This window comes from Pseudomonas parafulva (assembly GCF_002021815.1).
Classification (GTDB): domain Bacteria; phylum Pseudomonadota; class Gammaproteobacteria; order Pseudomonadales; family Pseudomonadaceae; genus Aquipseudomonas; species Aquipseudomonas parafulva_B.
This window is the reverse complement of the sequence record NZ_CP019952.1, coordinates 2,815,533-2,839,958: the sequence shown is the minus strand read 5'-3', so window position 1 is coordinate 2,839,958 and position 24,426 is coordinate 2,815,533. Positions and strand designations below refer to the sequence as shown.

General features: G+C 61.5%; 22 protein-coding genes. 14 read left to right on the top strand and 8 right to left on the bottom strand.

Annotation, left to right across the window (positions count from 1 at the left end; all coding sequences use genetic code 11):
* Positions 1–32 precede the first annotated feature (32 nt).
* Together B2J77_RS12760 and cysB are read left to right on the top strand one after the other, a co-directional pair.
* Positions 33–530 carry a universal stress protein gene (locus tag B2J77_RS12760; protein ID WP_058603808.1) on the top strand — a complete coding sequence of 166 codons (498 nt, stop codon included), beginning with the start codon at positions 33–35 and terminating at the stop codon, positions 528–530.
* Positions 531–663: 133 nt separating this feature from the next.
* Positions 664–1,638 (top strand): HTH-type transcriptional regulator CysB, encoded by a 975-nt coding sequence (gene cysB, locus B2J77_RS12755; RefSeq protein ID WP_023536044.1) that lies wholly within the window; start codon positions 664–666, stop codon positions 1,636–1,638.
* 53 nt (positions 1,639–1,691) lie between these two features.
* Here the strand turns inward: cysB and B2J77_RS12750 are convergent, their stop codons facing one another.
* The 5 genes from B2J77_RS12750 to B2J77_RS12730 form a co-directional block, all read right to left on the bottom strand.
* Positions 1,692–2,426: a phosphoadenylyl-sulfate reductase gene (locus tag B2J77_RS12750; RefSeq protein ID WP_058637394.1), complete on the bottom strand. Its 735-nt coding sequence runs from the start codon at positions 2,424–2,426 to the stop codon at positions 1,692–1,694.
* Between the two features lie 121 nt (positions 2,427–2,547).
* Positions 2,548–3,891, bottom strand: a complete 1,344-nt coding sequence (gene pabB / locus B2J77_RS12745) for an aminodeoxychorismate synthase component I (protein ID WP_058637393.1) — start codon at positions 3,889–3,891, stop codon at positions 2,548–2,550.
* Between the two features lie 120 nt (positions 3,892–4,011).
* Entirely contained in the window at positions 4,012–4,992 is a 981-nt protein-coding gene (locus tag B2J77_RS12740; protein WP_023536214.1) for an alpha-L-glutamate ligase-like protein, read from the bottom strand.
* Entirely contained in the window at positions 4,992–6,527 is a 1,536-nt protein-coding gene (locus tag B2J77_RS12735) for an inactive transglutaminase family protein (protein ID WP_027914607.1), read from the bottom strand. Before B2J77_RS12735 ends, B2J77_RS12740 begins: the two co-directional genes overlap by 1 nt.
* 5 nt (positions 6,528–6,532) lie before the next feature.
* A complete protein-coding gene (locus B2J77_RS12730) occupies positions 6,533–7,069 on the bottom strand; it encodes an ATP-dependent zinc protease (protein ID WP_058603812.1) in 537 nt (178 codons plus the stop codon).
* A 294-nt stretch (positions 7,070–7,363) separates the two neighbouring features.
* Between B2J77_RS12730 and B2J77_RS12725 the strand changes: the two genes are divergently transcribed.
* The 5 genes from B2J77_RS12725 (at position 7,364) to prpF (ending at position 14,154) form a co-directional block, all read left to right on the top strand.
* The gene (locus B2J77_RS12725; RefSeq protein WP_058637391.1) at positions 7,364–8,080 is read left to right on the top strand and encodes a GntR family transcriptional regulator; all 717 of its coding nucleotides are present in this window, start codon (positions 7,364–7,366) and stop codon (positions 8,078–8,080) included.
* Positions 8,077–8,967, top strand: coding sequence for a methylisocitrate lyase (gene prpB / locus B2J77_RS12720; protein WP_058637390.1), 891 nt, complete (start codon positions 8,077–8,079; stop codon positions 8,965–8,967). Before B2J77_RS12725 ends, prpB begins: the two co-directional genes overlap by 4 nt.
* Before the next feature lie 95 nt (positions 8,968–9,062).
* Positions 9,063–10,190, top strand: coding sequence for a 2-methylcitrate synthase (prpC, locus tag B2J77_RS12715; protein ID WP_078478786.1), 1,128 nt, complete (start codon positions 9,063–9,065; stop codon positions 10,188–10,190).
* A 105-nt stretch (positions 10,191–10,295) separates the two neighbouring features.
* Complete coding sequence (acnD, locus tag B2J77_RS12710) at positions 10,296–12,887, top strand: Fe/S-dependent 2-methylisocitrate dehydratase AcnD (RefSeq protein WP_078478785.1); 2,592 nt, start codon at positions 10,296–10,298, stop codon at positions 12,885–12,887.
* A 76-nt stretch (positions 12,888–12,963) separates the two neighbouring features.
* A complete protein-coding gene (gene prpF / locus B2J77_RS12705; RefSeq protein WP_058603817.1) occupies positions 12,964–14,154 on the top strand; it encodes a 2-methylaconitate cis-trans isomerase PrpF in 1,191 nt (396 codons plus the stop codon).
* Between the two features lie 145 nt (positions 14,155–14,299).
* Here prpF and acnB read toward each other — a convergent pair whose 3' ends face one another.
* Positions 14,300–16,909 (bottom strand): bifunctional aconitate hydratase 2/2-methylisocitrate dehydratase, encoded by a 2,610-nt coding sequence (gene acnB / locus B2J77_RS12700; RefSeq protein WP_058637387.1) that lies wholly within the window; start codon positions 16,907–16,909, stop codon positions 14,300–14,302.
* Between the two features lie 404 nt (positions 16,910–17,313).
* Here acnB and B2J77_RS12695 point away from each other — a divergent pair, with 404 nt between their 5' ends.
* The 3 genes from B2J77_RS12695 to B2J77_RS21360 all read left to right on the top strand — a co-directional run bounded on the left by B2J77_RS12695 (position 17,314) and on the right by B2J77_RS21360 (position 19,842).
* Positions 17,314–17,781, top strand: a complete 468-nt coding sequence (locus B2J77_RS12695) for a DUF1289 domain-containing protein (RefSeq protein WP_100852605.1) — start codon at positions 17,314–17,316, stop codon at positions 17,779–17,781.
* A 73-nt stretch (positions 17,782–17,854) separates the two neighbouring features.
* The gene (locus tag B2J77_RS12690; protein ID WP_058637386.1) at positions 17,855–18,472 is read left to right on the top strand and encodes a hypothetical protein; all 618 of its coding nucleotides are present in this window, start codon (positions 17,855–17,857) and stop codon (positions 18,470–18,472) included.
* 602 nt (positions 18,473–19,074) lie between these two features.
* Positions 19,075–19,842, top strand: coding sequence for a hypothetical protein (locus B2J77_RS21360; protein ID WP_145255338.1), 768 nt, complete (start codon positions 19,075–19,077; stop codon positions 19,840–19,842).
* Positions 19,843–19,956: 114 nt separating this feature from the next.
* Here B2J77_RS21360 and queD read toward each other — a convergent pair whose 3' ends face one another.
* Positions 19,957–20,313 carry a 6-carboxytetrahydropterin synthase QueD gene (queD, locus tag B2J77_RS12675; RefSeq protein ID WP_033695042.1) on the bottom strand — a complete coding sequence of 119 codons (357 nt, stop codon included), beginning with the start codon at positions 20,311–20,313 and terminating at the stop codon, positions 19,957–19,959.
* Between the two features lie 52 nt (positions 20,314–20,365).
* A complete protein-coding gene (locus tag B2J77_RS12670) occupies positions 20,366–21,445 on the bottom strand; it encodes a patatin-like phospholipase family protein (RefSeq protein ID WP_078478783.1) in 1,080 nt (359 codons plus the stop codon).
* A gap of 176 nt (positions 21,446–21,621) precedes the next feature.
* Between B2J77_RS12670 and B2J77_RS12665 the strand changes: the two genes are divergently transcribed.
* Genes B2J77_RS12665 through B2J77_RS12650 form a run of 4 tightly spaced genes read left to right on the top strand, consistent with a single transcriptional unit; the run spans position 21,622 to position 24,229 of the window.
* The gene (locus B2J77_RS12665) at positions 21,622–21,930 is read left to right on the top strand and encodes a PepSY domain-containing protein (protein WP_058637382.1); all 309 of its coding nucleotides are present in this window, start codon (positions 21,622–21,624) and stop codon (positions 21,928–21,930) included.
* Positions 21,930–22,244 carry a PepSY domain-containing protein gene (locus B2J77_RS12660; protein WP_058603824.1) on the top strand — a complete coding sequence of 105 codons (315 nt, stop codon included), beginning with the start codon at positions 21,930–21,932 and terminating at the stop codon, positions 22,242–22,244. Before B2J77_RS12665 ends, B2J77_RS12660 begins: the two co-directional genes overlap by 1 nt.
* Entirely contained in the window at positions 22,245–22,913 is a 669-nt protein-coding gene (locus B2J77_RS12655; protein WP_058637381.1) for a response regulator transcription factor, read from the top strand.
* Positions 22,910–24,229, top strand: a complete 1,320-nt coding sequence (locus tag B2J77_RS12650) for a sensor histidine kinase (RefSeq protein WP_078478782.1) — start codon at positions 22,910–22,912, stop codon at positions 24,227–24,229. Before B2J77_RS12655 ends, B2J77_RS12650 begins: the two co-directional genes overlap by 4 nt.
* The last annotated feature ends 197 nt before the right edge of the window (positions 24,230–24,426 follow it).

The window sequence follows — 24,426 nt, the reverse complement described above, 5'->3', positions numbered from 1 at the left end:
TGCCCTGCCGCCATGGCAGTCGAGGAGGTCGAATGATCCGCTCTCTGCTGTACGCCACAGACCTCGGCGTCTATGCGCCATTCGTGATGCAGCATGCGCTTGCGTTGGCGCGCACATTCGGTGCCGAGTTGTACGTCATTCATGCGGTCGAACCGATGGGCCAGTTTGCCGAATCCCTCCTGCAAAGTTACCTGGACGAACACACCCTGGACCAGCTGCACAGCCAGGGTGTGGGTACGGTAATGGCCAACATCGAGCAGCGTGTACTGGAAAATTTTCGTGAGGAGCTGGGGGAGCAAGCCGATCTGGCGGTGCTCAAGGCGGTGCGCGTGCGCCAGGGCGACCCTGCGCAAGTCATCCTGGATCAGGCCCAGCGCCTGAGCGTCGACCTGCTTGTCTTCGGCAGTCACAGCGCCGGGGCGGGCGTGGACGTGCCCTTGGGTAGGACGGCGGTCAGATTGCTCCAGCTCTCGCCTGTACCGGTCTATATGGTCCCCTTGGCACAGCATCTAGGTCGTAGGAAAGGCTGAATCACGCTGTGGGAATATTCCGGGCGGTGTAACAAAATAGTTCTAGATTTATTACGATTACCACTAATATAGTTATATATCGTCGCTGCCCGCTGCCCGCTGCCGCTGACCCACGCTGAACTGAGGGAACCATATGAAGCTTCAACAACTGCGCTACATCTGGGAAGTAGCGCACCATGACCTCAACGTCTCTGCGACAGCACAAAGCCTGTATACCTCGCAGCCGGGGATCAGCAAGCAGATCCGACTGCTCGAAGACGAGTTGGGCGTCGAGGTATTTGCGCGTAGCGGCAAGCACCTGACGCGTGTGACCCCAGCAGGGGAGCGCATCATCAACACCGCTGGCGAAATCCTGCGCAAGGTCGAGAGCATCAAGCAGATCGCCCAGGAGTTTTCCAACGAGAAAAAGGGCACGCTCTCCATCGCCACCACCCACACCCAGGCTCGCTACGCTTTGCCTCCGGTGATCAGTGGCTTCATCAAGCAGTACCCGGAAGTGTCCTTGCACATGCATCAGGGCTCCCCGATGCAGATCGCCGAGATGGCCGCAGACGGTACGGTGGATTTCGCCATCGCCACAGAAGCGCTCGAGCTGTTCGGCGACCTGATCATGATGCCGTGCTACAAGTGGAACCGTTGCGTGGTGGTTCCGCAGGGCCATCCATTGGCCAAGCTTCCCAAGCTGACCCTCGAAGCGGTGGCCGAATATCCCATCGTTACCTATGTGTTCGGCTTTACTGGGCGCTCCAAGCTGGACGAAGCTTTCAGCAACCGCGGCCTGACGCCCAAGGTGGTGTTCACGGCGGCGGACGCGGACGTGATCAAGACGTACGTCCGCCTCGGTTTGGGCGTGGGCATCGTTGCAGGCATGGCAGTTGACGCCAAGCTGGACGGTGACCTGGTAGCCCTGGACGCCAGCGAACTGTTCGAAGCCAGCATCACCAAGATCGGCTTCCGGCGTGGCACTTTCCTGCGCGGGTTCATGTGCGACTTCATCGAGAAGTTTGCGCCGCACCTGACCCGTGAAGTGATGGCCAAGGCCATCCAGTGTCACAACAAGCAGGAGCTGGAGGCATTGTTCGAAGGTGTCGAGTTACCGGTGCACTGATCCTCGGACGCAAGGGCCGCCACGCGGCCCTTTTCAAAGGTATCGCCCGCGTTTCAGGCCTTGGTGATCAGGTTGCCGGCGTGCAGGCCGCATTCCTTCTGGGTCGACTCTTCCCACCACCAGCGGCCTTCGCGCTCGTGCTGATTAGGTAGCACAGGGCGCGTGCAGGGCTCGCAACCGATGCTGATGAAACCGCGCTCATGCAGGCTGTTGTAGGGCAGCTCGAGCATGCGGATGTAGCCCCAGACTTCTTCGCTGCTCATCTGAGCCAGAGGGTTGAACTTGTAGAGCGTGCGCTCCGGGGTGGAGAAGCCGGTGTCGATCTCCAGGGCTGCGACCTGGCTACGCGTGCCGGGGCTCTGGTCGCGGCGCTGCCCCGTGGCCCAGGCACTGACGGTCGCAAGCTTGCGGCGCAGGGGCTCGATCTTGCGGATGCCGCAGCACTCGCCGTGGCCGTCACGGTAGAAGCTGAACAGGCCTTTGTCTTTGACGAACGGGTCGAGCTTGCTGCGATCGGGGCTGAGGATTTCGATGGGCAGGTTGTACTGCTCGCGCACCTGATCGATGAAGCGATAGGTCTCCGGATGCAAGCGCCCGGTGTCGAGGCTGAATACTTTGACCTGTTTGTTAAGCTTCCAGGCCATGTCCACCAGTACCACATCTTCGGCACCGCTGAAGGAGATCCACAGATCGTCGCCGAAGTGCTCGAAGGCAAGCTTGAGAATGTCCTGTGGGGATTTGTCCGCGTAAGCCGCTGCCAGGGCAGCGACGTCGAAAGGTTGGCTCATCAGGCGGTTTCCATCTTGGCTGTGGCGCTGGGCGCTCGTAGTGAGGCAATGGTAACAAAAAACCCATCCTGGTTGCGGGGCACGCCAAGCTGCGTTCAGCGGTTCACGGGTAAGCCAGCTTTCAAAGCCCCTGCAAGGTCTGCATCAGCACCCGCACTTTGGCAATTGACTCCTCGTACTCGGCCTGCCATTCGGAGTCGGCCACCACGGCGCCACCGCCCCAGCAACTGACCTGGCCGTCCTTGATCAACAGGCTGCGGATGGCGATGGAACTGTCCATCTCGCCGCGTACATCGACATACAGCAGCGATCCGCAGTAAAGCGCTCGGCGAGTGGGTTCAAGCTCATCGATGATCTGCATCGCGCGGATCTTGGGCGCGCCGGTGATCGAGCCGCCAGGAAAGCTGTCGCCGATCAGATCCAGTGCGTCCCTGCCAGCCGCCAGCGTGCCTGTCACGCTGCTGACCAGATGGTGCACGTTGGGGTAGGTTTCCAGGCTGAACAGCTCAGGCACTTTGACGGAGCCAATCTCGCACGTGCGGCCCAAGTCATTGCGCAACAAGTCCACGATCATCAGGTTTTCCGACCGGTCCTTGGGGCTTTGCTGCAGTTGCTCGGCATTGCGCGCATCCTCGGCCGCATCGTGACCCCGCGCACGGGTGCCCTTGATCGGACGGGTTTCCACATGACCCTTGCTGACCCGAATGAACCGCTCGGGCGAGAAGCTCAACAAGGCGCTGCCGTCTGCCAATTGCTGGAACCCGGAGAAGGGCGTTGGGCATGCCTGGCGAAGGGCTTGATAAGCTCGCCAGGGATCGCCCTGGCAAGCAGCGCGAAACCGTTGGGTCAGGTTGATCTGGTAGCAGTCACCTGCCTGGATGTAGCGTTGAACCTGCTCGAAGGCTGCATGGTACTGCTTGGGCGCAAGGTCACCAGCCATTGGGGCGAGCAGCTTGAAAGCCCCGCTGGCCCGAGGTTCACACCCCTCGAACAGGCGCACCAGTCGCTCACGCTCTTCACGGCCCAGGCTTGGGTGAAACACCAGTTGGCTGGTACGGGTGGCGTGGTCGGTAACCAACGCCCATGCGTACACGCCCAGTTGGGCATCCGGCAGGCCGAGGTCGTCCACCGCCTGGGTCGGCAAGTGTTCCAGCCGACGACCAAAATCGTAGCTCAGGTAACCGATCAACCCACCGGCAAACGGCAGCTCGCTCTCTGGCGGTAGATGTGCAGCGCCCAAGCGAGCCAGCGCAGCGCGCAACCGCTGCAGGAAGGCGCGCCCTGTTTCGTCCGCCAGCACCTGCAACTGCTGTACTGGCCACGCGCTCAGCAGGTCGAAGCGGCCGCGTTCAGCGCCGGGGCGAGCGCTGTCGAGCAAAATGGCGCCTGGAGCATCACGCAAGCAGGAAAAGTAGGTAGCCGGGTCAGGCTGGTAGGGCAGGGCGTACAACGTGCAGGTCGGCATCAGTAGGGACGGCGATTAAAAGCGAGGACGGCGATTGTAGTCCGGTGCAGGCATTGCGCCTAGCGTCAGGGCGACATTCGCCATCTTCATCTGGCCGGGGCTGGTGGCCAACCTCGCTCCTTAGTGACCGGGCCTGTGGCCGAACAGGCCTTGGGCAACGCGCACGCGTTGCTCGGCATCTTCGGTCACACCCTCTTTGGCCAGTGCCTCAAGATGCGCCTCGATCGCATGGGTGCGTTGCGTCAGGCCGCAATCGTTGGCGATCTGGATATTCAGCCCTGGGCGAGCGTTGAGCTCGAGGATCAGTGGGCCTTTTTCCTGGTCCAGCACCATGTCCACGCCAATGTAGCCCAGGCCGCACAGCTCATAGCAGCCGGCGGCCAGCTTCATGAACCCGTCCCAGGTCGGCAGCTGCACGCCGTCCACTGCGTTGGTGGTATCGGGATGCTTGCTGATGATGTTGTTCAGCCAAGTGCCACGCAGCGTCACGCCTGTGGCCAAATCCACGCCCACACCGATGGCGCCTTGGTGTAGGTTGGCCTTGCCGCCGGACTGGCGGGTGGGCAGGCGCAGCATGGCCATGACCGGGTAGCCCATCAGGACGATGATGCGGATGTCCGGTACGCCTTCATAACTGATGCTCTTGAAGATCTGGTCCGGGGTGACGCGGTACTCGATCAGGGCGCGGTCGCGATGGCCGCCGAGCGAGTACAGCCCGGTGAGGATGCTGGAAATCTGGTGCTCGATTTCCTCATGGCTGATGATCTTGCCGGACACCGTCCGGTAACGGTCTTCGAAACGGTCGGCGATGACCATGATGCCATCACCCCCGGCGCCCTGAGCCGGCTTGATCACGAAGTCGCTGCGCCCGCCGATGATCTCGTCAAGCTTCTCGATCTGCTTTTCCGTCTCGATGACGCCGTACATTTCCGGCACATGGATGCCGGCTGCCAGGGCGCGCTCCTTGGTGATGATCTTGTCGTCGACGATCGGGTACAGGTGGCGCTTGTTGTACTTGAGTACATAGTCTGCATTGCGCCGATTGATACCCATGATGCCCCGGGCCTCCAGGGCTTTCCACGTCTTGATCAGGCCGAACATCAGGCGTCCGCCTTCTTCAGGAATGCCTTGAAGCGGACCAGCTCGGTCAGGCGGTAGCCGCGATAGCGACCCATTGCCAGCATGAAGCCCACCAGAATCAACAGCACGGCCGGGAAGGTGAACACGAAGTAGACCAGCTCCGGTACCATCATCAGCAGGTGCGCGAGAGAGGCGGCGAACAAGGTGCCGATGGCCACTTTCATGGCATGACCGCCGCCGCGTTCTTCCCAGGTGATCGACAGGCGTTCGATGGTCATGGTCAGGATCACCATCGGGAACAGCGCGACCGACAAGCCGCGCTCAAGGCCCAGTTTGTGGCTGAACAGGCTGATGGCGGCAATCAATACCACGACGAATGTCAGCACCACCGAAAGGCGGGGCAGCATCTGCAGCTTCAGGTGCTCGAGGTAGGAGCGCAGCGATAGCCCCAGCGCGGTGATGACGGTGAACAGCACGATCCCGAAGCCCAGCTGTGTTTCGCGGAAGGCCAGGGCGATCAGGACCGGTGTGAAGGTACCCAGGGTCTGGATGCCGATCAGGTTGCGCAGCACCAGAATCACCAGCACGCCGATGGGAATCATGACCATGATCATGAAGGTCTGCTGGGTCTGCAGCGGCAGCCCATACAGGGAGTATTCGAGGAAGTCGGCGTCGGTGTTCTCGTCTGTCAGCTTGGCCAGGCGGATGGCGTTCATCTCGCTGTTGTTCATGCTGAAGGTGACGTTGGCCCGCTTGCCGCCATCGACCGTGATCAGGTTGTCATCCCCGGTCCACCACAATAGCCGATCGTTGGGCAGGCCTTGCTCACCGGTCTCGGGGTTGAAATACAGCCAGTCGTTGCCGTTGAAGCTGCGCAGCCACAGTTCCGGGGTTTGCGGGGTGTCGGCCACCAGGCGGATCGTGTGCACCTTCTCCATCGGCACGTGGGCAATGGACAGCAGCAGGTCAATGACCTGCGCCTTCTTCATCGGTGAGGTATCGCCTGCCAGCAGCAGCTTGACGTTGTCGTCGTTGAGGTTGTTGACGCGCTTGATGGTTTCGCTGACGAACGTCTCGACATCGGCCGAATGCTGACGAATCGGTGCCATCAAGGCTTCGGCGGCGATCTTCTCGGGGCCTTCTACTGCGAGGCTGTCGCGGAAGGTCGGGCCCTTGACCTTGGCTTTCTCGGTGCTATAGCGCTTGGTCAGCACCAGCCGGTAGTAAAGGGTCTGGTTGCCGCTGGCGCGCCGCGCGGACCAGGTGACCTTGCGGTTGCCGTCGGCGCGGTTGACGCTCACACCATAGTTGTTGGAAATGAAGCTTTCGTTGAGGCTCACGTAATCCCGATTCAGGGGCGGCACGAACATCTGGACCTTTACCGGGTCCTTGGTGCTGGCCACAAATTCGATCTTGGCATCGATGTTCCACAGATCGTCCGTTTCATCCTCGGTCACCGGGATGCCGAGTACGAAGATCTGATAAGCCGTGACCGCTACGCCCAGCAACACCAGGACGGTGATCAGGACTTTCAGATGGAGGGTAAGAGAGCGCATCGGAATTACTCTGCTTTGGGAGCGTCGGTGGCACAGGCAGGTTTGCCGGCCGCATATTTAAGGCTTGGGTCGACCAGGGCGTCGAAATGCTTCAAAGCCTCCGAGCCGATCAACAGTGGGAACTGGAAAGCGCTGCGATCGGTGAGGTTGACTTCGATGGTGCGCCTGGCCTGGCCCATGCAGATGTCCAGCTCGATGACGGGGCGTGCGGTGTAGGCCTTGCCCGATTCGGCGTCGTAGTCGCCCGCCCTGCGCTTGATCTTGCTCACGCGCGCCAGCGGGCGTTCGATGGGGTGGGAATGGGCAGCATCGATGGCCAGGTAGAAGCGCACCCAGCTTTCGCCATTGCGCTTGAAACGCTTGATGTCGCGGGCGCTGAGCGAGGCTGTCTTGGCCCCGGTGTCGAGCTTGGCCGCCACTTCGAGGTCGAGGTCGCCCAGGCGAGCATATTCGTTCAGACCGTACACGGTCTTGCCGGCTGCCTGGCTCAGGGCCGGCAACAGGAGGAGGCTAATCAGCAAAGCAAAGGGTGTCAGTTTCATAGTCCTGGCGCGGTATTGTGCAAAGTTCGGGGTAAGGCGACTGGCAACGGCTGCACAAGCTTCCTCGTTGATCTGCCGGCACCATGCGGGCGGGGCAGACGGGCTATCCATACTCCATCGAAGGCGCGGCATTCTATCACGCCGACGTATTGACGCCAGCGGTGCGCGATCTGACAGTTGGATCAGAGGGTAGTTTCTTGTTGAGTGCATTGTTGACAATGTTGTCTAGGGCTTTGACTATTACGAGACCTGGCGTTAGATTTAACGCCAAGTTTTGTAAAAGGTGTCAACAATATGCAGGCGCTCTCAACGGGTAACCCGACTGGCAACGAGGAATCGGAAACCCTGTCCGAGCATGTCTTCAGGCGGATTCAGGCGGCCATTGTACGGGGGGACATAGCCCCGGGGAGCAAGATTTCCGAGCCGGAGCTTGCCCGCACCTATGGCATCAGCCGAGGCCCGCTGCGTGAAGCCATTCACCGCCTCGAGGGCCAGCGCCTGCTGGTTCGTGTGCCCCATGTGGGCGCACGGGTGGTTTCACTGAGTCACGCCGAACTCATCGAGCTCTATGAAATCCGCGAGTCGCTCGAAGGCATGGCCTGCCGCCTGGCGGCCCAGCGCATGGGCCGAGCCGACATCGACGAGCTGCGCCAGGTGCTGGAAACCCATGAGCGCGATGCTGCCTTCCAGGCGGGCGTGGGCTACTACCAGCAGGAAGGTGACTACGATTTTCACTATCGCATCATCCAGGGCAGCGGCAACCAGACCTTGGTCAAGATGCTCTGTGGAGAGCTGTACCAACTGGTGCGCATGTACCGTATCCAGTTCTCGGCCACACCCAATCGGCCGCGTCAGGCCTTCGCCGAGCACCACCGCATCCTGGACGCCATCGCCGAGGGTGACGGCGAGTTGGCCGAGCTGTTGATGCGTCGTCACATCGCTGCGTCCAAACGCAACATCGAGCGCCATTACCAAGGCGACCACACCCACAGCACACGAGGTGAACAATGACCGTCCAGAGTACCCCAGGCCAACGTTTTCGCGACGCAGTGGCCGCCGAGCGCCCGCTGCAAGTGGTCGGCACCATCAATGCCAACCACGCCTTGCTGGCCAAGCGTGCCGGTTTCAAGGCCATCTACCTGTCCGGCGGCGGTGTGGCAGCAGGCTCCCTGGGTTTACCTGACCTGGGCATCAGTGGCCTGGACGACGTGCTGACCGATGTCAGGCGCATCACTGATGTGTGCGACCTGCCACTGCTGGTGGACGTGGACACCGGGTTCGGTGCCTCGGCCTTCAACGTTGCCCGCACCGTGCGCGCCATGAGCAAGTTCGGCGCCGCGGCCATTCATATCGAGGATCAGGTGGGCGCCAAGCGTTGTGGCCACCGTCCGAACAAGGAAATCGTCACCCAGCAGGAGATGGTCGATCGCATCAAGGCGGCGGTCGATGCCCGCCTTGATGACAGCTTCGTGATCATGGCCCGTACCGATGCGCTGGCGGTCGAGGGGCTCAATGCGGCGCTGGATCGGGCGGCCGCCTGTGTCGAGGCCGGCGCGGACATGATCTTCCCCGAAGCCATCACCGAACTTGCGATGTACAAGACGTTCGCCGACCGGGTCAAGGCCCCCATCCTGGCTAACATCACCGAGTTCGGTGCCACGCCTTTGTACACCACCGAAGAGCTGGGCTCGGTCGATGTGTCGCTGGTGCTGTATCCACTGTCGGCGTTCCGCGCCATGAACAAGGCTGCCGAGAACGTCTACGCCGCCCTGCGCCGTGATGGCACGCAGAAGAACGTGATCGATACCATGCAGACACGCATGGAGCTTTACGACGCCATTGGCTATCACGCTTTCGAGCAAAGTCTCGATGCATTGTTTGCCCAGAAAAAAGGCTGACCTGCCCACTGCGCGCGCTGCAGCGCCCTGGTTCAGGGGTAGATAAGGGTTAGCCAGCCTGCATTCCATAACAAGTTCAAGAAAGGAGAAGCACCATGGCCGAAGCAAAAGTACTCAGCGGCGCAGGCCTACGCGGTCAGGTTGCCGGTCAGACGGCCCTGTCGACGGTAGGTCAGGCCGGCGCAGGGCTGACCTATCGCGGGTATGACGTCCGCGACCTGGCTGCCCACGCCGAATTCGAGGAGGTGGCTTACCTGTTGTTGTATGGCGAGCTGCCCTGCCAGGCCGAGCTTGCCGACTACAAGCACAAGCTCAAGGGCCTGCGCGACCTGCCCCAGGCGTTGAAAGAAGTACTGGAGCGCATCCCGCGCGACGCTCACCCGATGGACGTGATGCGCACGGGCTGCTCCGTGCTCGGAACCCTGGAGCCCGAGCTCACCTTCGATGCCCAGCGCGACAAGACCGACCGGCTCCTGGCCGTCTTCCCAGCGATCATGTGTTACTGGTACCGCTTCAGCCATCACGGCGTGCGCATCGACTGTGTCAGTGACCAGGACACCTTGGGCGGCCACTACCTGCAGTTACTCCATGGCAAGCAGCCCAGTGAGCTGCATGTGAAGGTGATGAACGTATCGCTCATTCTCTATGCCGAGCACGAGTTCAACGCCTCCACCTTCACCGCCCGCGTGTGCGCCTCGACCTTGTCCGACCTGTACTCCTGCGTCACCGCCGCCATCGGTTCGCTGCGCGGCCCGCTGCACGGCGGCGCCAACGAGGCGGCCATGGAGCTGATCGAGCGCTTCCAGAGCCCGCAACAAGCGACGACCGAGTTGCTGCACATGCTCGAGCGCAAAGACAAGATCATGGGCTTTGGCCATGCCATCTACAAAGAGTCCGACCCGCGTAACGAGGTGATCAAAGGGTGGTCCAAGCGCCTTGCCGATGAGGTGGGCGACACGGTGCTGTACCCGGTGTCCGAAGCCATCGACAAGACCATGTGGGAGCAAAAGCGCTTATTCCCCAACGCCGATTTCTACCATGCCTCGGCGTATCACTTCATGGGCATACCGACCAAGCTGTTCACCCCGATCTTCGTCTGCTCGCGGCTTACCGGCTGGGCAGCGCACGTGTTCGAGCAGCGTGAGAACAATCGCATCATCCGTCCGAGTGCCGAATACATCGGCGTCGAACAGCGTCAGTTCGTACCGATCGAGCAGCGCTGATGGTCGCCCACCCCGCGCAGACTTTGTTGGCCTCGCGGGGTGGCCCAGCATGTCTGCCCGCACGCGCACCCTTGAACGCCATCCGTGACCGAGCCTGATAACGATATGAATACTGCCTACCGCAAAGCCTTGCCAGGCACTGACCTGGATTACTTCGACGCCCGTGCTGCCGTCGAGGCCATCAAGCCCGGCGCCTACCAGGGCTTGCCCTACACCTCGCGTGTGCTGGCCGAGAACCTGGTGCGCCGCTGCAGCCCTGGCACGCTCCAGGCGTCGTTGGCCCAGCTGATAGAGCGCAAGCGCGACCTCGATTTCCCCTGGTATCCGGCCCGGGTCGTCTGCCATGACATCCTGGGTCAGACCGCGCTGGTCGACCTGGCCGGCTTGCGCGATGCCATCGCCGACAAGGGCGGTGACCCTGCCCAGGTCAACCCGGTGGTGCCAGTGCAGCTAATCGTCGATCACTCACTGGCCGTCGAGTGTGGCGGCTATGACCCCCAGGCGTTCGAACGCAACAGGGCCATCGAGGATCGCCGCAACGAAGACCGTTTCCATTTCATCAACTGGACCAAGAAAGCGTTCAAGAACGTCGATGTCATCCCGCCTGGCAACGGCATCATGCACCAGATCAACCTGGAGAAGATGTCGCCCGTGATACACAGTGAGGACGGCGTGGCCTACCCGGACACCTGTGTCGGCACCGACAGCCACACCCCGCATGTGGACGCCTTGGGCGTCATCGCCATCGGCGTGGGCGGGCTTGAGGCCGAGAACGTCATGCTCGGGCGCGCCTCCTGGATGCGCCTGCCGGAAATCGTCGGCGTCCAGCTCACTGGTAAACTGGCGCCCAACCTGACGGCAACCGACCTGGTATTGGCCCTGACCGAATTTTTGCGCAAGCAGAAGGTGGTCGGCGCCTACCTGGAATTCCATGGGGAAGGCGCCCGTGCCCTGACGCTCGGCGACCGCGCCACCATCTCCAACATGGCCCCTGAATATGGCGCCACCGCGGCCATGTTCGCCATCGATCAACAAACCATCGACTACCTGCGCCTGACAGGCCGCGAGGAACAGCAGGTCGCACTGGTAGAGACCTACGCCAAGACCGCGGGTCTGTGGGCTGACAGCTTTACCGAGGTGGTCTACGAGCGCACGCTGGACTTCGATCTGGCCAGCGTGGTGCGCACCATGGCGGGCCCCTCAAACCCCCATGCCCGGGTGGCCACCAGCGAGCTGGCCGCCATGGGGATCGCAGGTGCCTGGGAGCAGGTACCCGGTCAGATGCCGGACGGGGCGGTGATCATTGCAGCCATCACCAGTTGCACCAACACCAGCAACCCGCGCAACGTGATCGCTGCCGGGTTGCTGGCGCGCAATGCCAATAGGCTGGGGCTGACGCGCAAGCCTTGGGTCAAGTCATCCCTCGCCCCTGGATCCAGGGCAGTGCAGCTGTACCTGGAAGAGGCAGGCCTGGAGGCGGAGCTCCAAGCGTTGGGCTTCGGCATCGTCGCCTTCGCCTGCACCACCTGCAACGGCATGTCCGGCGCCCTCGATCCGGCCATCCAGCAGGAAATCATCGATCGGGACCTGTATACCACCGCGGTGTTGTCGGGTAACCGAAACTTCGATGGCCGTATTCACCCGTATGCCAAACAGGCATTTCTGGCGTCCCCGCCTTTGGTTGTGGCCTATGCCATCGCGGGTACGATCCGTTTCGATATCGAGAAAGATGTGCTGGGCGTGGCATCGGATGGCCGTGAAATTCGCCTCAAGGACATCTGGCCCAGCGATGAAGAAATCGATGCGATGGTCCGCGCTGCGGTCAAGCCCGAACAGTTCCGAAAGGTCTACATCCCCATGTTCGCCGTCGAGCAAGACCGTGGGCCCAAGGTAGCGCCGCTGTACGACTGGCGCCCCATGAGCACCTACATCCGTCGCCCGCCCTACTGGGAAGGCGCCCTGGCGGGAGAACGCACCTTGCGTGGCATGCGCCCGCTGGCGTTGCTGCCGGACAACATCACCACCGATCACCTGTCGCCCTCCAATGCCATCATGCTAGACAGCGCGGCGGGGGAGTACCTGGCCAAAATGGGCTTGCCTGAAGAAGACTTCAACTCCTATGCCACCCACCGTGGGGATCACCTCACGGCTCAGCGCGCCACTTTCGCCAACCCCAAGCTGTTCAACGAGATGGTGCGCAATGAAGATGGCAGCGTAAGGCAGGGTTCGCTGGCACGCCTTGAACCCGAAGGCCGGGTCATGCGCATGTGGGAAGCGATCGAAACCTACATGCAGCGCAAGCAGCCGCTGATCATCGTGGCCGGTGCCGATTACGGTCAGGGCTCTTCACGCGACTGGGCTGCCAAAGGGGTGCGTCTGGCGGGCGTGGAGGCCATCGTCGCCGAGGGGTTCGAGCGCATCCACCGCACGAACCTGGTGGGCATGGGCGTCTTGCCCCTCGAATTCATGCCGGGTACCGACCGTAAGGTACTGGGCCTGGACGGCAGCGAAACCTATGACGTGATAGGCATCCGTACTCCCCGCGCTACCCTGACCCTGGCGGTGACCCGTCGCACAGGAGAGCGTTTTGACGTGCCGGTGACCTGTCGTCTGGATACAGCCGAAGAGGTGTCGATCTACGAAGCGGGCGGGGTGTTGCAACGCTTTGCCCAGGACTTCCTCGAAGCGACCGTTTAACGCAACGTGGCCGCCTTGCGGCCCCCAGTCGCCCGCACTGGCTCGGACCACCGGGCCATCCAAGAGGCTTCAATCCATGGCACATGCACCTCAAATCAAGATTCCGGCTACTTACATGCGTGGCGGCACCAGCAAAGGCGTGTTCTTCCGCTTGCAGGACCTCCCGGCGCAGGCGCAAACGCCCGGCCCGGCACGCGATGCCTTGCTGCTGCGGGTAATCGGCAGCCCCGACCCCTATGGCAAGCAGATCGACGGCATGGGCGGGGCGACGTCCAGCACCAGCAAGGTCGTGATCCTGTCCGCCAGCAAGCGCCCTGATCATGATGTGGACTACCTGTTCGGCCAGGTCAGTATCGACAAGCCTTTCGTAGACTGGAGCGGCAACTGCGGCAACCTTTCCGCAGCAGTGGGTGCGTTCGCCATCGGCAGTGGCCTGATAGAACCCACGCAGGTACCCGCCACCGGTGTCGCCACGGTGCGTATCTGGCAGGCCAACATCGGCAAGACCATCGTAGCGCATGTGCCGATGAGCGACGGTCAGGTGCAGGAGACCGGCGACTTTGAGCTCGATGGCGTCACGTTCCCTGCCGCCGAAGTGCAGCTGGAGTTTCTTGATCCGGCAGCCGACGATGATGGGGAAGGTGGGACGATGTTCCCTACCGGCAACCTGATCGACGAGCTTGCAGTGCCGGGGGTTGGCACCTTCAAGGCGACGTTGATCAATGCCGGTATCCCAACGGTGTTTCTCAATGCAGCCGATCTTGGTTACAGCGGCATGGAGTTGCAGGATGCCATCAATGGGGATCCGGCTGCCCTTGAGCGGTTCGAGGCGATACGGGCCCATGGTGCGCTGCGCATGGGGCTGATCGAACATGTAGGGCAGGCTGCCGCACGCCAGCATACCCCCAAGGTGGCATTCGTGGCGCCGGCACAGGCTTATCTCGCTTCAAGTGGCAAGCAGGTGGGGGCAGAAGATATCGACTTGCTGGTGCGTGCCTTGTCCATGGGCAAGCTGCATCACGCGATGATGGGCACTGCCGCCGTCGCGATCGGTACGGCTGCGGCCATCCCGGGGACACTGGTGAACCTTGCTGCAGGCGGCGGTGAGCGCAGCGCTGTACGCTTCGGGCATCCATCGGGCACCTTGCGGGTAGGTGCGCAGGCGTGCCTGATCGATGGGCAGTGGTCGGTGACCAAGGCGATCATGAGTCGCAGCGCGCGTGTGTTGATGGAGGGCTGGGTACGCGTTCCTGGCGATAGTTTCTGACAGGCGTGCTCGCCATCGCCGGCCCGTCACGTTCAAGAAGGCGTCTGGGCGTGATTTAGTCGGTGCCTGACTGTTCTGAATGAAAAAAAAGCCCCGGCATCACTGCCGGGGCTTTTTTCATGGAGCCAGTGGATGGCTGTCTGGCTTACGCCTGGACCACTGGAATCTTGGCGTTAGCGGCCGCTTCGCGGAACTCGGCAATCTGGTCGAAGCTCAGGTAGCGGTAGACGTCGGCAGACATGCTGTCGATGTCCTTGGCGTACTGCATGTACTCTTCGACGGTCGGCAACTTGCCGATGATCGAAGCCACCGCAGCCAGCTCGGCCGATGCCAGGTACACGTTGGTGGCGTCGCCCAGGCGGTTCGGGAAGTTACGGGTCGAGGTCGACACCACGGTCGAACCGGTCTGCACCCGCGCCTGGTTACCCATGCACAGGGAGCAGCCTGGCATTTCCATCCGCGCACCGGCTTTGCCGTAGATGCCGTAGTAGCCTTCTTCGGTCAGCTGATGAGCATCCATCTTGGTCGGCGGAGCCAGCCACAGACGGGTCGGAATACCACCCTTGACCTTTTCCAGCAGCTTGCCAGCGGCGCGGAAGTGACCAATGTTGGTCATGCACGAACCGATGAACACTTCGTCGATCTTCTCACCCTGTACCGAGGACAGCAGGCGAGCATCGTCCGGGTCGTTCGGGGCGCAGAGCACAGGCTCCTTGACGTCGGCCAGGTCGATTTCGATGATTTCGGCGTATTCGGCATCGGCGTCGGCCGACAGCAGTTCTGGGTTGGCCAGCCAGGCTTCCATGGCCTGGGCGCGACGCTCCAGGGTGCGTGCATCACCGTAGCCCTCGCCGATCATCCAACGCAGCAGGGTGATGTTGGACTTGAGGTACTCGGCAATGGCTTTTTCCGGCAGCTTGATGGTGCAACCGGCGGCGGAGCGTTCAGCCGAAGCGTCCGAGAGCTCGAAGGCCTGCTCGACGGTCAGCTCGTCCAGGCCTTCGATTTCAAGGATGCGACCGGAGAAGGCGTTTTTCTTGCCCTTCTTCTCGACGGTCAGCAGGCCCTGCTGGATGGCGTAGTAAGGGATGGCATGCACCAGGTCACGCAGGGTGATACCAGGTTGCAGCTTGCCTTTGAAGCGCACCAGGATCGACTCTGGCATGTCCAGTGGCATCACGCCGGTGGCGGCCGCGAAGGCTACCAGGCCGGAGCCTGCAGGGAAGGAAATGCCGATCGGGAAGCGGGTGTGCGAGTCGCCACCGGTACCCACGGTATCGGGCATCAGCATGCGGTTCAGCCAGCTGTGGATGATGCCGTCCCCTGGGCGCAACGACACGCCGCCACGGGTGCGGATGAAGTCTGGCAGGGTGTGGTGGGTGGTAACGTCGATGGGCTTCGGATAGGCCGCAGTGTGGCAGAACGACTGCATCACGAGGTCAGCGGAGAAGCCCAGGCAGGCCAGGTCCTTGAGCTCGTCACGGGTCATGGGGCCAGTGGTGTCCTGGGAACCCACGGTGGTCATCTTCGGCTCGCAATAGGCGCCTGGACGTACGCCTTGGCCTTCCGGCAGGCCACACGCGCGGCCGACCATCTTCTGCGCCAGGGTGAACCCTTTGCCGGTGTCGGCAGGCTGCTCTGGCTTCTTGAACAGGTCCGATGGGCCCTGGCCAAGCTCGGCACGGGCTTTTTCGGTCAGGCCACGGCCGACGATCAGTGGGATACGGCCACCAGCACGCACTTCGTCGAGCAGCACTTCGGTCTTGAGCGCGAATGTGGTGACCAGCTCATTGCTTTCGTGACGGCGTACTTCACCTTTGAACGGGTAGACGTCGATCACGTCGCCCATGGCCAGGTCGGTGCAATCGAACTCGATCGGCAGGGCGCCGGCGTCTTCCATGGTGTTGTAGAAGATCGGGGCGATCTTGGTGCCGAAGCAAAAACCGCCGGCACGCTTGTTGGGCACGTACGGGATATCGTCGCCGAAGAACCACAGCACCGAGTTGGTGGCGGATTTGCGCGAAGAACCGGTACCCACCACGTCACCCACGTAGGCGACCGGGAAGCCCTTGGCCCTGACCGCTTCGATCTGAGCCAGCGGGCCTACTGAGCCCGGCTGCTGCGGCTCGATACCGTCGCGGGCCATTTTCAGCATGGCCAGGGCGTGCAGCGGGATGTCAGGGCGCGACCAGGCATCCGGGGCAGGGGACAGGTCATCGGTGTTGGTTTCGCCAGGCACCTTGAACACGGTCAGGGTGTATTTGTCGGCGATGGCCGGGCGCGAGGTGAACCACTCGCCGGCAGCCCAGGATTCCAGCACGGCCTTGGCATGAGCATTGCCGGCCTTGGCTTTTTCAGCCACGTCGTGGAAGGCATCGAACATCAGCAGGGTGTGCTTGAGCTGCTCGGCCGCGACGGCGCCCAGCTCGGCGTCATCCAGCAGCGCGACCAGCGTCTCGATGTTGTAGCCGCCCTGCATGGTGCCCAGCAGTTCGGTGGCGTGCTTGCGATCGATCAGCGGCGAGGTGGCTTCGCCCTTGGCGACGGCCGAAAGGAAGGCTGCCTTGACATAGGCGGCCTCATCGACTCCAGGCGGTACGCGGTTGGTGAGCAGGTCTACGAGGAAGGCTTCTTCGCCGGCCGGCGGGTTTTTCAGCAACTCGACCAGGCCTGCAGTTTGTTCGGCGTTCAGCGGCTGGGGCACGATACCCAGAGCGGCGCGCTCTTCGATGTGTTTGCGGTAGGCTTCAAGCACAGTTATTTCCCTCATCAGTGGCCCCTTTAAGGGGTCCGGGACGCTCATCCAGCATTCCTTGCACCCATGCGCCGTCATAGCTTCTTGGGCCGCCTGGCCAGGGTCGCAAGGAATCCTTGCGGAAGCTGCTTTCAAAGTTTTACGCCTGCAGAACGAGCATCTGATGAGGGCTGGCTAGGGCCTGCGGGGATGCAGGCCCGGACCAACGTCGTTCTGCCGGATCAACTGTGCTCGTGACGCTTTGAAAACAGCTTCCAACGGACATTGTTGCCTTCGAAAAGGCCGGATGATTCTACGGTAAAAAACGCTGGAAGGTAAGGCGGCGATGATGACTTTAACGGGTGACCCTGGTTAGACAAAGGGCTAACATGGCCGCGTACTCCACCTTCAAGCCGTTGTATTTCATGTCCAACAAGTCCATCAAAACGCCCTGCGTCGGCCTGTGTTCCACGGTTTACGGAGACACGGTATGCCGAGGGTGCAAGCGCTTCCACCATGAGGTCATCCACTGGAATGGCTATGACGATGCGCAAAAACGCGCGGTCTGGTTACGCCTGGAGCAACTGCTGGTTCAGGTGATGATGGCCAAGCTCGAGGTGTTCGACAAAGGCTTGTTGCGCCAGCAACTTGAACAACGTGCCATACGGTATGTCGAGCAGCAGTCCGAGTACTGCTGGGCCTACCAGCTCATCGCCAGGGGCGCGCGCATGATTCGGGACCTGGAGGCCTACGGCATGGCATTGCTGCCCGAGTTCCGCGACTGGGAACTGCCACAACTGCGCGATGCAATTGATCGTGAGTTCTTTCTGTTGTCAGAGGCGCATTACCAGCGCTACATCGCGCCATCGTTTCTCAACAGCGCGTTGGAGTAGTCACCTTTCCCTCTATTTCGCTGCTTGGCTGGCCTCTAGCGTGGTGCTTCCGACGATCTAATGGAGCATCTCGATGGACAGCTATACCTTCAAACCCGATCTGTGCTTTCACGCACGTTGCTGGTGGCAGATAGACGGGGCCCGCATTGCAGAGGGTGCTTGGCACGCGGCCGTGCAGCATCTGGCCCCGCTGTGGGTGGGTTTCGAAAGTGGTGACGGTGATGATGGCTGGATGCGGACAGAGCCTGAAGGCGCATTGGAACCGTCTCCCAGCCCGCCTTTCAGGGGCGTTGGCATCTTGTGCCCTGTCCTGTGGTTTGGGGTGTACCATGTTCGCGATCTGTACAGTTACGAGATCAGGCCGGCCTATTTCGAGTCCACCGTTGATCTGTGGCCCAGGCTTGAGTATGTCATGGCCAAAGACTTCGGCTTTATAGGTATGTCCGGTAGTCCCCAGGCGGCAGGAACGGAGAACGCGCCGCTCTGGGGCATTGATGGCCTTGATCCCCGGCATCTGAAGGTTGGGCAGCGTAAAAGCAATCTACTGTTGTTTGACCCTGCCGGGGCAGCAGTCAGGCGTTACAAGCAGTTTGGTCGCTCTTACCTCGCCACCCACCAGGGGCGACGAGGTGCACTCAGTCTGGAGGTGGTCGGTCGCCCTGTGCCTCCTCATCCCAGGCCGTTGGAATAACCACTACGGTCAGGGCGAGTTAGGTCAACACGTGTTGATCGATTCGACCGGCTTGATGTAGAGCGCTTCCTTCTGCAATGCGCGGCCGGCGTTGCTTAGCGTTAGGCTCACATTCCGACTCAAGAGTGAGCCAGCATGACCGACTACATTCATCACCCTGAACTCTCGTTTCTTGCCCGCTGCTGATGGCAGTTGACCGAAGAGCTGATTCACCCGGATCGATGGTGGGACTGCCAGGACAAGCTCGCCCCAATGTGGCTTCACGTCGACGTAGCAAGTATCCACAACGATCATTGGTACAACTACTGGCGGGCCGAGCCTGAGGGGCAAGGGCCACTGCGACTGGCGCCAGAGGACTATACCAAGGATGGTCATCAGTATGGCGAGCTGTTCTGGTTCGGTGAATACATTGCCGCTTCAGGGGAGGATGGGGCAAGGCTCCTACGAGATCCGGCCTTATGACAGAGACTGGCGACCGCTGAACCGAGTCCTTTACAACAATCCCTCCTCATTGTCGGGCTATGCGGCGGTCAAGCGCGAATGAGCCGAGCGCCGGGCAGTCGCGTCTTGCCAATCCCACCCATCTATGGTCCGTCGAAGCAATGGACTATGCAGGCATCAAGCGCGGTGCACGACTGTGCAACCTGATTTTGAAAAATGCTCAAGGGCGTAGCGTAAGGCGCTGTGAAAAAGACGGTGTATCGTTGATCGATACGGTCAGCGGCCAACCTGGCCGGATAGCGCTAGAGATCCTCGACTATGCGCATCAGGCCCGCGAGTGGGCGTGGGGAGCAGGACTGGCAAGTGCTGGTGTCCGGTACGCATTCAAGCCTCAATACAGTTTTATTGGACGTGCTTGGTGGCGGCCTGAAGGTGAATCAACGGAACAAGGCTTGGTCACGGCAAGGTTCGACGAAGGCAGCGAATGGTCTCCGAGGGCCGGGTTGGCCGTTGAGACGAGCGATTATTTCGAGGATCGCTGGCGCATCGGCGAATTCCGCATGGCATGCGACCGCCTCTGTTTTGCCGCCTACGGCAATGGAGAAAGCCATGTCTATGAGCTGTGGCCGCTCGACAGTCACGGCAGACGGCTTGATTCTACCCTTAAAGAACAGCGCGGTTGGACGACAAGCCTGGCCAAGCGCTGGACCAGCAGGCGAGCCCTCCCAGACTTTCTCTGGAAGCTCCAGGGGCTCGATCCCACCACCCTGGAAGAAGGGGCATCTGTCCACAATGCGCAGTTGCAGCAAGTGAATAGCGGACCTGTGACGTTGCACTTGCCCCATCAACGCCGTCGGTTGATCGCAGGCGTCCAGGGGCAGCAGGGCTCGCTAATGCTTCAAGTGCTCGAGACCGCGGCCCGGTGCTGATCCGGTGGCACGTTGCCACGCGCAGGTCTGCAGCGGTGCAACTGCGCCGCCGGACCAGGCTGGGCAAGGCGCCGTGGACGGAGGCGTCAGCGCGTTAAGAGCCTGCCTTTGGGCTTAGTCGCCGCTGTATTCGCAGCCACTGGTGCACGTCTCGTGAATACGCACCTTGGACAGCTCTGGCAGCAACGGTTTGACCTGATCCCAGATCCATTTGGCGATGACTTCGCTGGTGGGGTTTTCCAGGCCGGGAATGTCGTTCAGATAGTTATGATCGAGCTGCTCGTAAATGGGCTTGAACACGGCCTTGATCTCGGCGAAGTCGCGAATCCAGCCGGTATGCGGGTCAAGCGGACCCGTCAGATGAAGGCCGACCTTGAACGAGTGCCCATGCAAACGCCCGCATTTATGGCCTTCGGGCACATGGGGAAGGCGGTGGGCGGATTCGAACGTAAATTCTTTAAAGATTTCCACGCAGTCAAACTCTGTCTGAATCAGTAATGCGCGCAGTTTACCAGCATGCCTCTCACAAGGCTTGCAGTCGTTCATGCAGCCGCCCGGTGGCGACCAATTCTAGAAACTCGTCGCCCAGGCGTTGGCTTTCATCGATGGCCTTGTACCAGTAGCGCTGGCGCGCCGGTGCGTCGCCCATGAAGCGCTTGAAGTCGTTTCGGTCGGGCAGCTTCCCATGGGGCAGGGTTGCCAGGTAGGCCGGCGAGGGCGCCAGCAGCAGTACGTTCTGCAGGCGCCTGGCATCGCCCTTGCGCCACGGCAGGGCCTTGTCGAACCAGCCAGGGACGACTTTGTCAGTGAAGTGCGGGTAAACCACCAGGTCATCGCCGCCGTAGGGCAGATCCAGGTGATAGTCCAGCAGCCCGCCATCGCGGTACATGCCGGTCCCGGCCCCTGGGATGTCCCGTACCCCCTCCATGACCATGGGGATCGATCCCGAGGCAAGCAGGGCATGGCGCAGGTTTGCCAGGTCCAGCGGCAGGCAGCGCGTCGGGAAATCCGTCAGGGTATCAAGCGGTGGCAGGCTGCGGCTGTCGTGCAGAATGACCCGCTCGAAATGTCGGGCCAGGCGGGATCTGCCCAACAGGTTACTGGCGATCACCGAGCCAAGGCCCATACCCAGTCGGCCGCGATGATCGTGAGCGAGCTGGCCATGGCTTTTGACGACCAGGATATTCAACCGGTACGCCGGGCTCGCCAGCACCTGGCCGTCGCGCCCCTGCAACAGCTCGTCGAGCATGCGCTGGCAACTGCGTGTTATCTGGGCTGGGGTAACGCCTTTTGCAAAATCCTGCTCGGTGTAGAGCATTCCCAGCCGCCGCAGCCCGGCAACCGGGTCGTCAAGGCAGGCGCTTGCGAAGCGCCAGGCGCCAATCGATGCGCCAATCAGTGCGCGCGGGCGAGGGGCCGATGGCAGGAACTGACCGAACAGCGCCAAGTCCAGGCCCTGAATGCCCAGCGGTTTTGGCCCACCTGCTGCGCCCGGGAGCACGCCGACGTCGGCAGCCTGCAGCCCGCGCTCTCTGATTTGGCGCAAGGCGCGTTGGCCAGCCTTCAGGGTAAGGGCGGGGTACTTGACGTGTATAGCGCTCATGGCGGACCTCTGCGGCGACGGGCGCCGCATTATAGAGTGATGCAGCCGTTCGAGACGTGCCCTGTTGACCTGCCGGCTACGCTATCATGCGGCCAGCTGTTTTCAGGTTGAGTTAAGGACTGCTGGTTAATGTTGATTGCGTAGACAACGTGTACAGCATTATGGAGAAACGAACGATGAAAACCTTGACTGCACTGTTCACCGCCGCTGCCCTGTCGCTGGGTGCCAATGCTGCATTCGCCAAGGATGTGCAGCCTGACGAAGTGGTCAAACTGGTCAACACCAAGACCATCAAGTCCCTGGACGAACTCAAGGCGGCCGCCATTGCCAAGCACCCGGGTTCCACCGTCACGGACTCGGAACTTGAAGACGAATACGGCCGCTACGTGTACAAGGTCGAACTGCGCGATACCCAGAATGTGGAGTGGGACGTGGCTTTCGATGCCAAGACCGGTGAACTGCTGAAGGATGAGCGAGACAACTGATGAACCCACCTCCACGGGCAGCGCGCTACCTGGCCCTCGCTCTGCTGGCAGCGTGCTCGCTGGCCGCTGCCCGGGACCTGGACCAGGATGAGGCACTGGCTTTGCGCCAGAAGGGCGTGATTCTACCGCTCGAACACTTGCTGGAAACGGCCATGGCCCGTCACCCAGGGGCGCGTTTGCTGGAGGCAGAGCTTGAAGAAGACGACGACCGCTATGAGTACGAGGTCGAGTTGCTGACGGTGGACGGCGTAGTACGGGAGGTCAAGCTCGATGCTGCCACCGGTGCCCTGCTCAAAGACGAGGAAGATGACTGAATGCGCCTGTTGCTTGTCGAGGATAATGTCCCGCTGGCCGACGAACTTACCACTGCGCTGCAGCGTCAGGGGTACGCCGTCGATTGGCTGGCCGATGGCCGAGATGCGGTCTATCAGGGCCAGTGCGAGCCTTATGACCTGATCATCCTGGACCTTGGTCTGCCAGGGTTGCCTGGCCTCGAAGTCCTGGCTCAGTGGCGTGCAGGCGGGCTGTTGACGCCTGTGCTGATTCTGACGGCGCGTGGCTCCTGGGCCGAGCGCATCGAAGGCCTGAAGGCCGGCGCCGACGATTACCTCAGCAAACCCTTTCACCCCGAAGAATTGCAGTTACGCATCCAGGCGCTGCTGCGCCGCGCGCGTGGACTTGCCAACCAGCCAAAGCTCGAGGCTGCCGGCTTGCATCTGGACGAACGTCGTCAATGCGTAAGCCGCGAGGGCGTCGATATCCAGCTTACGGCCGCAGAATTTCGCCTGTTGCGCTACTTCATGCTGCACCCCCAGCAGATCCTGTCCAAAAGCCACCTGGCTGAGCACCTCTACGACGGCGAGACCGAGCGCGACTCCAACGTGCTCGAGGTTCACGTCAACCACTTGCGCCGCAAACTTGGCCGTACGGTGATCGAGACACGACGCGGCCAGGGCTACCTGTATGCCGGGAGCGCTGCGTGAAGTCGATCCAGGCGCGGCTCAGCCTGGGCCTGGTGGCTGTGTTGGTGGTAGTAGGGGTGGTACTGGCGCAACTGACGCTGTGGCTGTTCGAAGCCGGGTTGCAACGTTACCTGGAAAACGGCCTGCGCAATGAAAGCGAGAACCTGTTGGTGGCGCTGGTGCGCGGGCCTGCGGGCATGCAGCTCGACGAGCAACGCATCTCGGCTGCCTATCAGCGACCGTTTTCCGGCTATTACTTTCGCATCGACTTTGCCCAGGGCACGTGGCGTTCACGCTCCCTGTGGGACATGAACCTGCCCAAACCGTCGGCCCCTGGTCTGTCGGACCGGCACGAGCTTGGGCCAGAAGGGCAGGAGTTACTGACGCTGCGTGCCGATTACCGGCGCCTGGGGCAGGACATATCCATCAGTGTCGCCCAAGATTACTCACCTGTGCGACAAGGCTTCCGGCGCCTTCAGCAAATTGGGCTGGGCATGGGCCTGGTCGCGCTGGCCCTGGTGCTGGTCCTTCAGCGCATGACCGTCACCCGCTCGCTGCGCCCGCTGGAGCGGGCGCGCCAGCAAATCGCCCAGTTGCAGCAGGGGCAACGCTCCCAGCTCGATGCCCAAGTGCCCAGTGAGCTGGTGCCGCTGGTTGGGCAGATCAACCATTTGCTCAGCTATACCGAAGACAGTCTGCGACGCTCGCGCAATGCACTGGGTAACCTGGGCCACGCCCTGAAAACGCCCCTGGCGGTGCTGCTTAGCCTGGCATCCAGCGAGCGCCTGCAGGGCTTGCCTGAGGTCCGTGCACAGATGCGCGAGCAGTTGCAGCAGATCGAGCAGCGCCTGGCCCGTGAGCTCAACCGCGCACGCCTGGCAGGCGATGCGTTGCCGGGTGCGCAATTTGCCTGTGATGACGAGTTGCCGGGGTTGCTGAGCACCTTGGGCATGATCCATGGCGAGGGCCTGCTGCTGAGCCACGCCGTGCCACCTGGCCTGCTGCTGCCCTGGGATCGCGAAGACATGCTGGAACTGCTGGGTAACCTGCTGGACAACGCCTGCAAATGGGCGGACAGCGAGGTGCACTTGGGCATCGCAGCCACCGAGGAACACTATCAGCTGTGGGTTGACGACGACGGCCCTGGTATCCCTCACCAGCAGCGTGTGCAAGTGCTTGAACGGGGTTCTCGGCTTGACGAAGAAGTCGATGGACACGGTCTGGGGTTGGGCATCGTGCGTGACATCGTCCAGGCTTGGGGCGGGAAACTGCAACTGCTTGAGAGTCCGATGGGTGGATTGCGTGTGGATATCCAGTTGCCGCGCCGGAGCCTGTGACCAGCGCGGCGTCACACAGGTCGGCCCCGTTGCCGCTGGCGAACGGCTGTACTGCAAAAAAAATGCATCACTGCCACATTTTTTTGAATTAGCCCAAATGGACGTCGCTCGGCAGAATCGCTGCATGTAGCCTTCACTGGCCGATGGGCCAAGGCCTACGTTTCTTCTTCCGTCCAGACCTACAGAACCCGAAACGA

Bases quoted from the DNA above. Each gene is read 5' to 3' on its own strand.
- B2J77_RS12760 (WP_058603808.1), top strand. From the start codon at position 33: ATGATCCGCTCTCTGCTGTACGCCACAGACCTCGGCGTCTATGCGCCA.
- cysB (WP_023536044.1), top strand. From the start codon at position 664: ATGAAGCTTCAACAACTGCGCTACATCTGGGAAGTAGCGCACCATGAC.
- B2J77_RS12750 (WP_058637394.1), bottom strand. From the start codon at position 2,426: ATGAGCCAACCTTTCGACGTCGCTGCCCTGGCAGCGGCTTACGCGGAC.
- pabB (WP_058637393.1), bottom strand. From the start codon at position 3,891: ATGCCGACCTGCACGTTGTACGCCCTGCCCTACCAGCCTGACCCGGCT.
- B2J77_RS12740 (WP_023536214.1), bottom strand. From the start codon at position 4,992: ATGTTCGGCCTGATCAAGACGTGGAAAGCCCTGGAGGCCCGGGGCATC.
- B2J77_RS12735 (WP_027914607.1), bottom strand. From the start codon at position 6,527: ATGCGCTCTCTTACCCTCCATCTGAAAGTCCTGATCACCGTCCTGGTG.
- B2J77_RS12730 (WP_058603812.1), bottom strand. From the start codon at position 7,069: ATGAAACTGACACCCTTTGCTTTGCTGATTAGCCTCCTCCTGTTGCCG.
- B2J77_RS12725 (WP_058637391.1), top strand. From the start codon at position 7,364: ATGCAGGCGCTCTCAACGGGTAACCCGACTGGCAACGAGGAATCGGAA.
- prpB (WP_058637390.1), top strand. From the start codon at position 8,077: ATGACCGTCCAGAGTACCCCAGGCCAACGTTTTCGCGACGCAGTGGCC.
- prpC (WP_078478786.1), top strand. From the start codon at position 9,063: ATGGCCGAAGCAAAAGTACTCAGCGGCGCAGGCCTACGCGGTCAGGTT.
- acnD (WP_078478785.1), top strand. From the start codon at position 10,296: ATGAATACTGCCTACCGCAAAGCCTTGCCAGGCACTGACCTGGATTAC.
- prpF (WP_058603817.1), top strand. From the start codon at position 12,964: ATGGCACATGCACCTCAAATCAAGATTCCGGCTACTTACATGCGTGGC.
- B2J77_RS12695 (WP_100852605.1), top strand. From the start codon at position 17,314: ATGTCCAACAAGTCCATCAAAACGCCCTGCGTCGGCCTGTGTTCCACG.
- B2J77_RS12690 (WP_058637386.1), top strand. From the start codon at position 17,855: ATGGACAGCTATACCTTCAAACCCGATCTGTGCTTTCACGCACGTTGC.
- B2J77_RS21360 (WP_145255338.1), top strand. From the start codon at position 19,075: ATGGACTATGCAGGCATCAAGCGCGGTGCACGACTGTGCAACCTGATT.
- B2J77_RS12670 (WP_078478783.1), bottom strand. From the start codon at position 21,445: ATGAGCGCTATACACGTCAAGTACCCCGCCCTTACCCTGAAGGCTGGC.
- B2J77_RS12665 (WP_058637382.1), top strand. From the start codon at position 21,622: ATGAAAACCTTGACTGCACTGTTCACCGCCGCTGCCCTGTCGCTGGGT.
- B2J77_RS12660 (WP_058603824.1), top strand. From the start codon at position 21,930: ATGAACCCACCTCCACGGGCAGCGCGCTACCTGGCCCTCGCTCTGCTG.
- B2J77_RS12655 (WP_058637381.1), top strand. From the start codon at position 22,245: ATGCGCCTGTTGCTTGTCGAGGATAATGTCCCGCTGGCCGACGAACTT.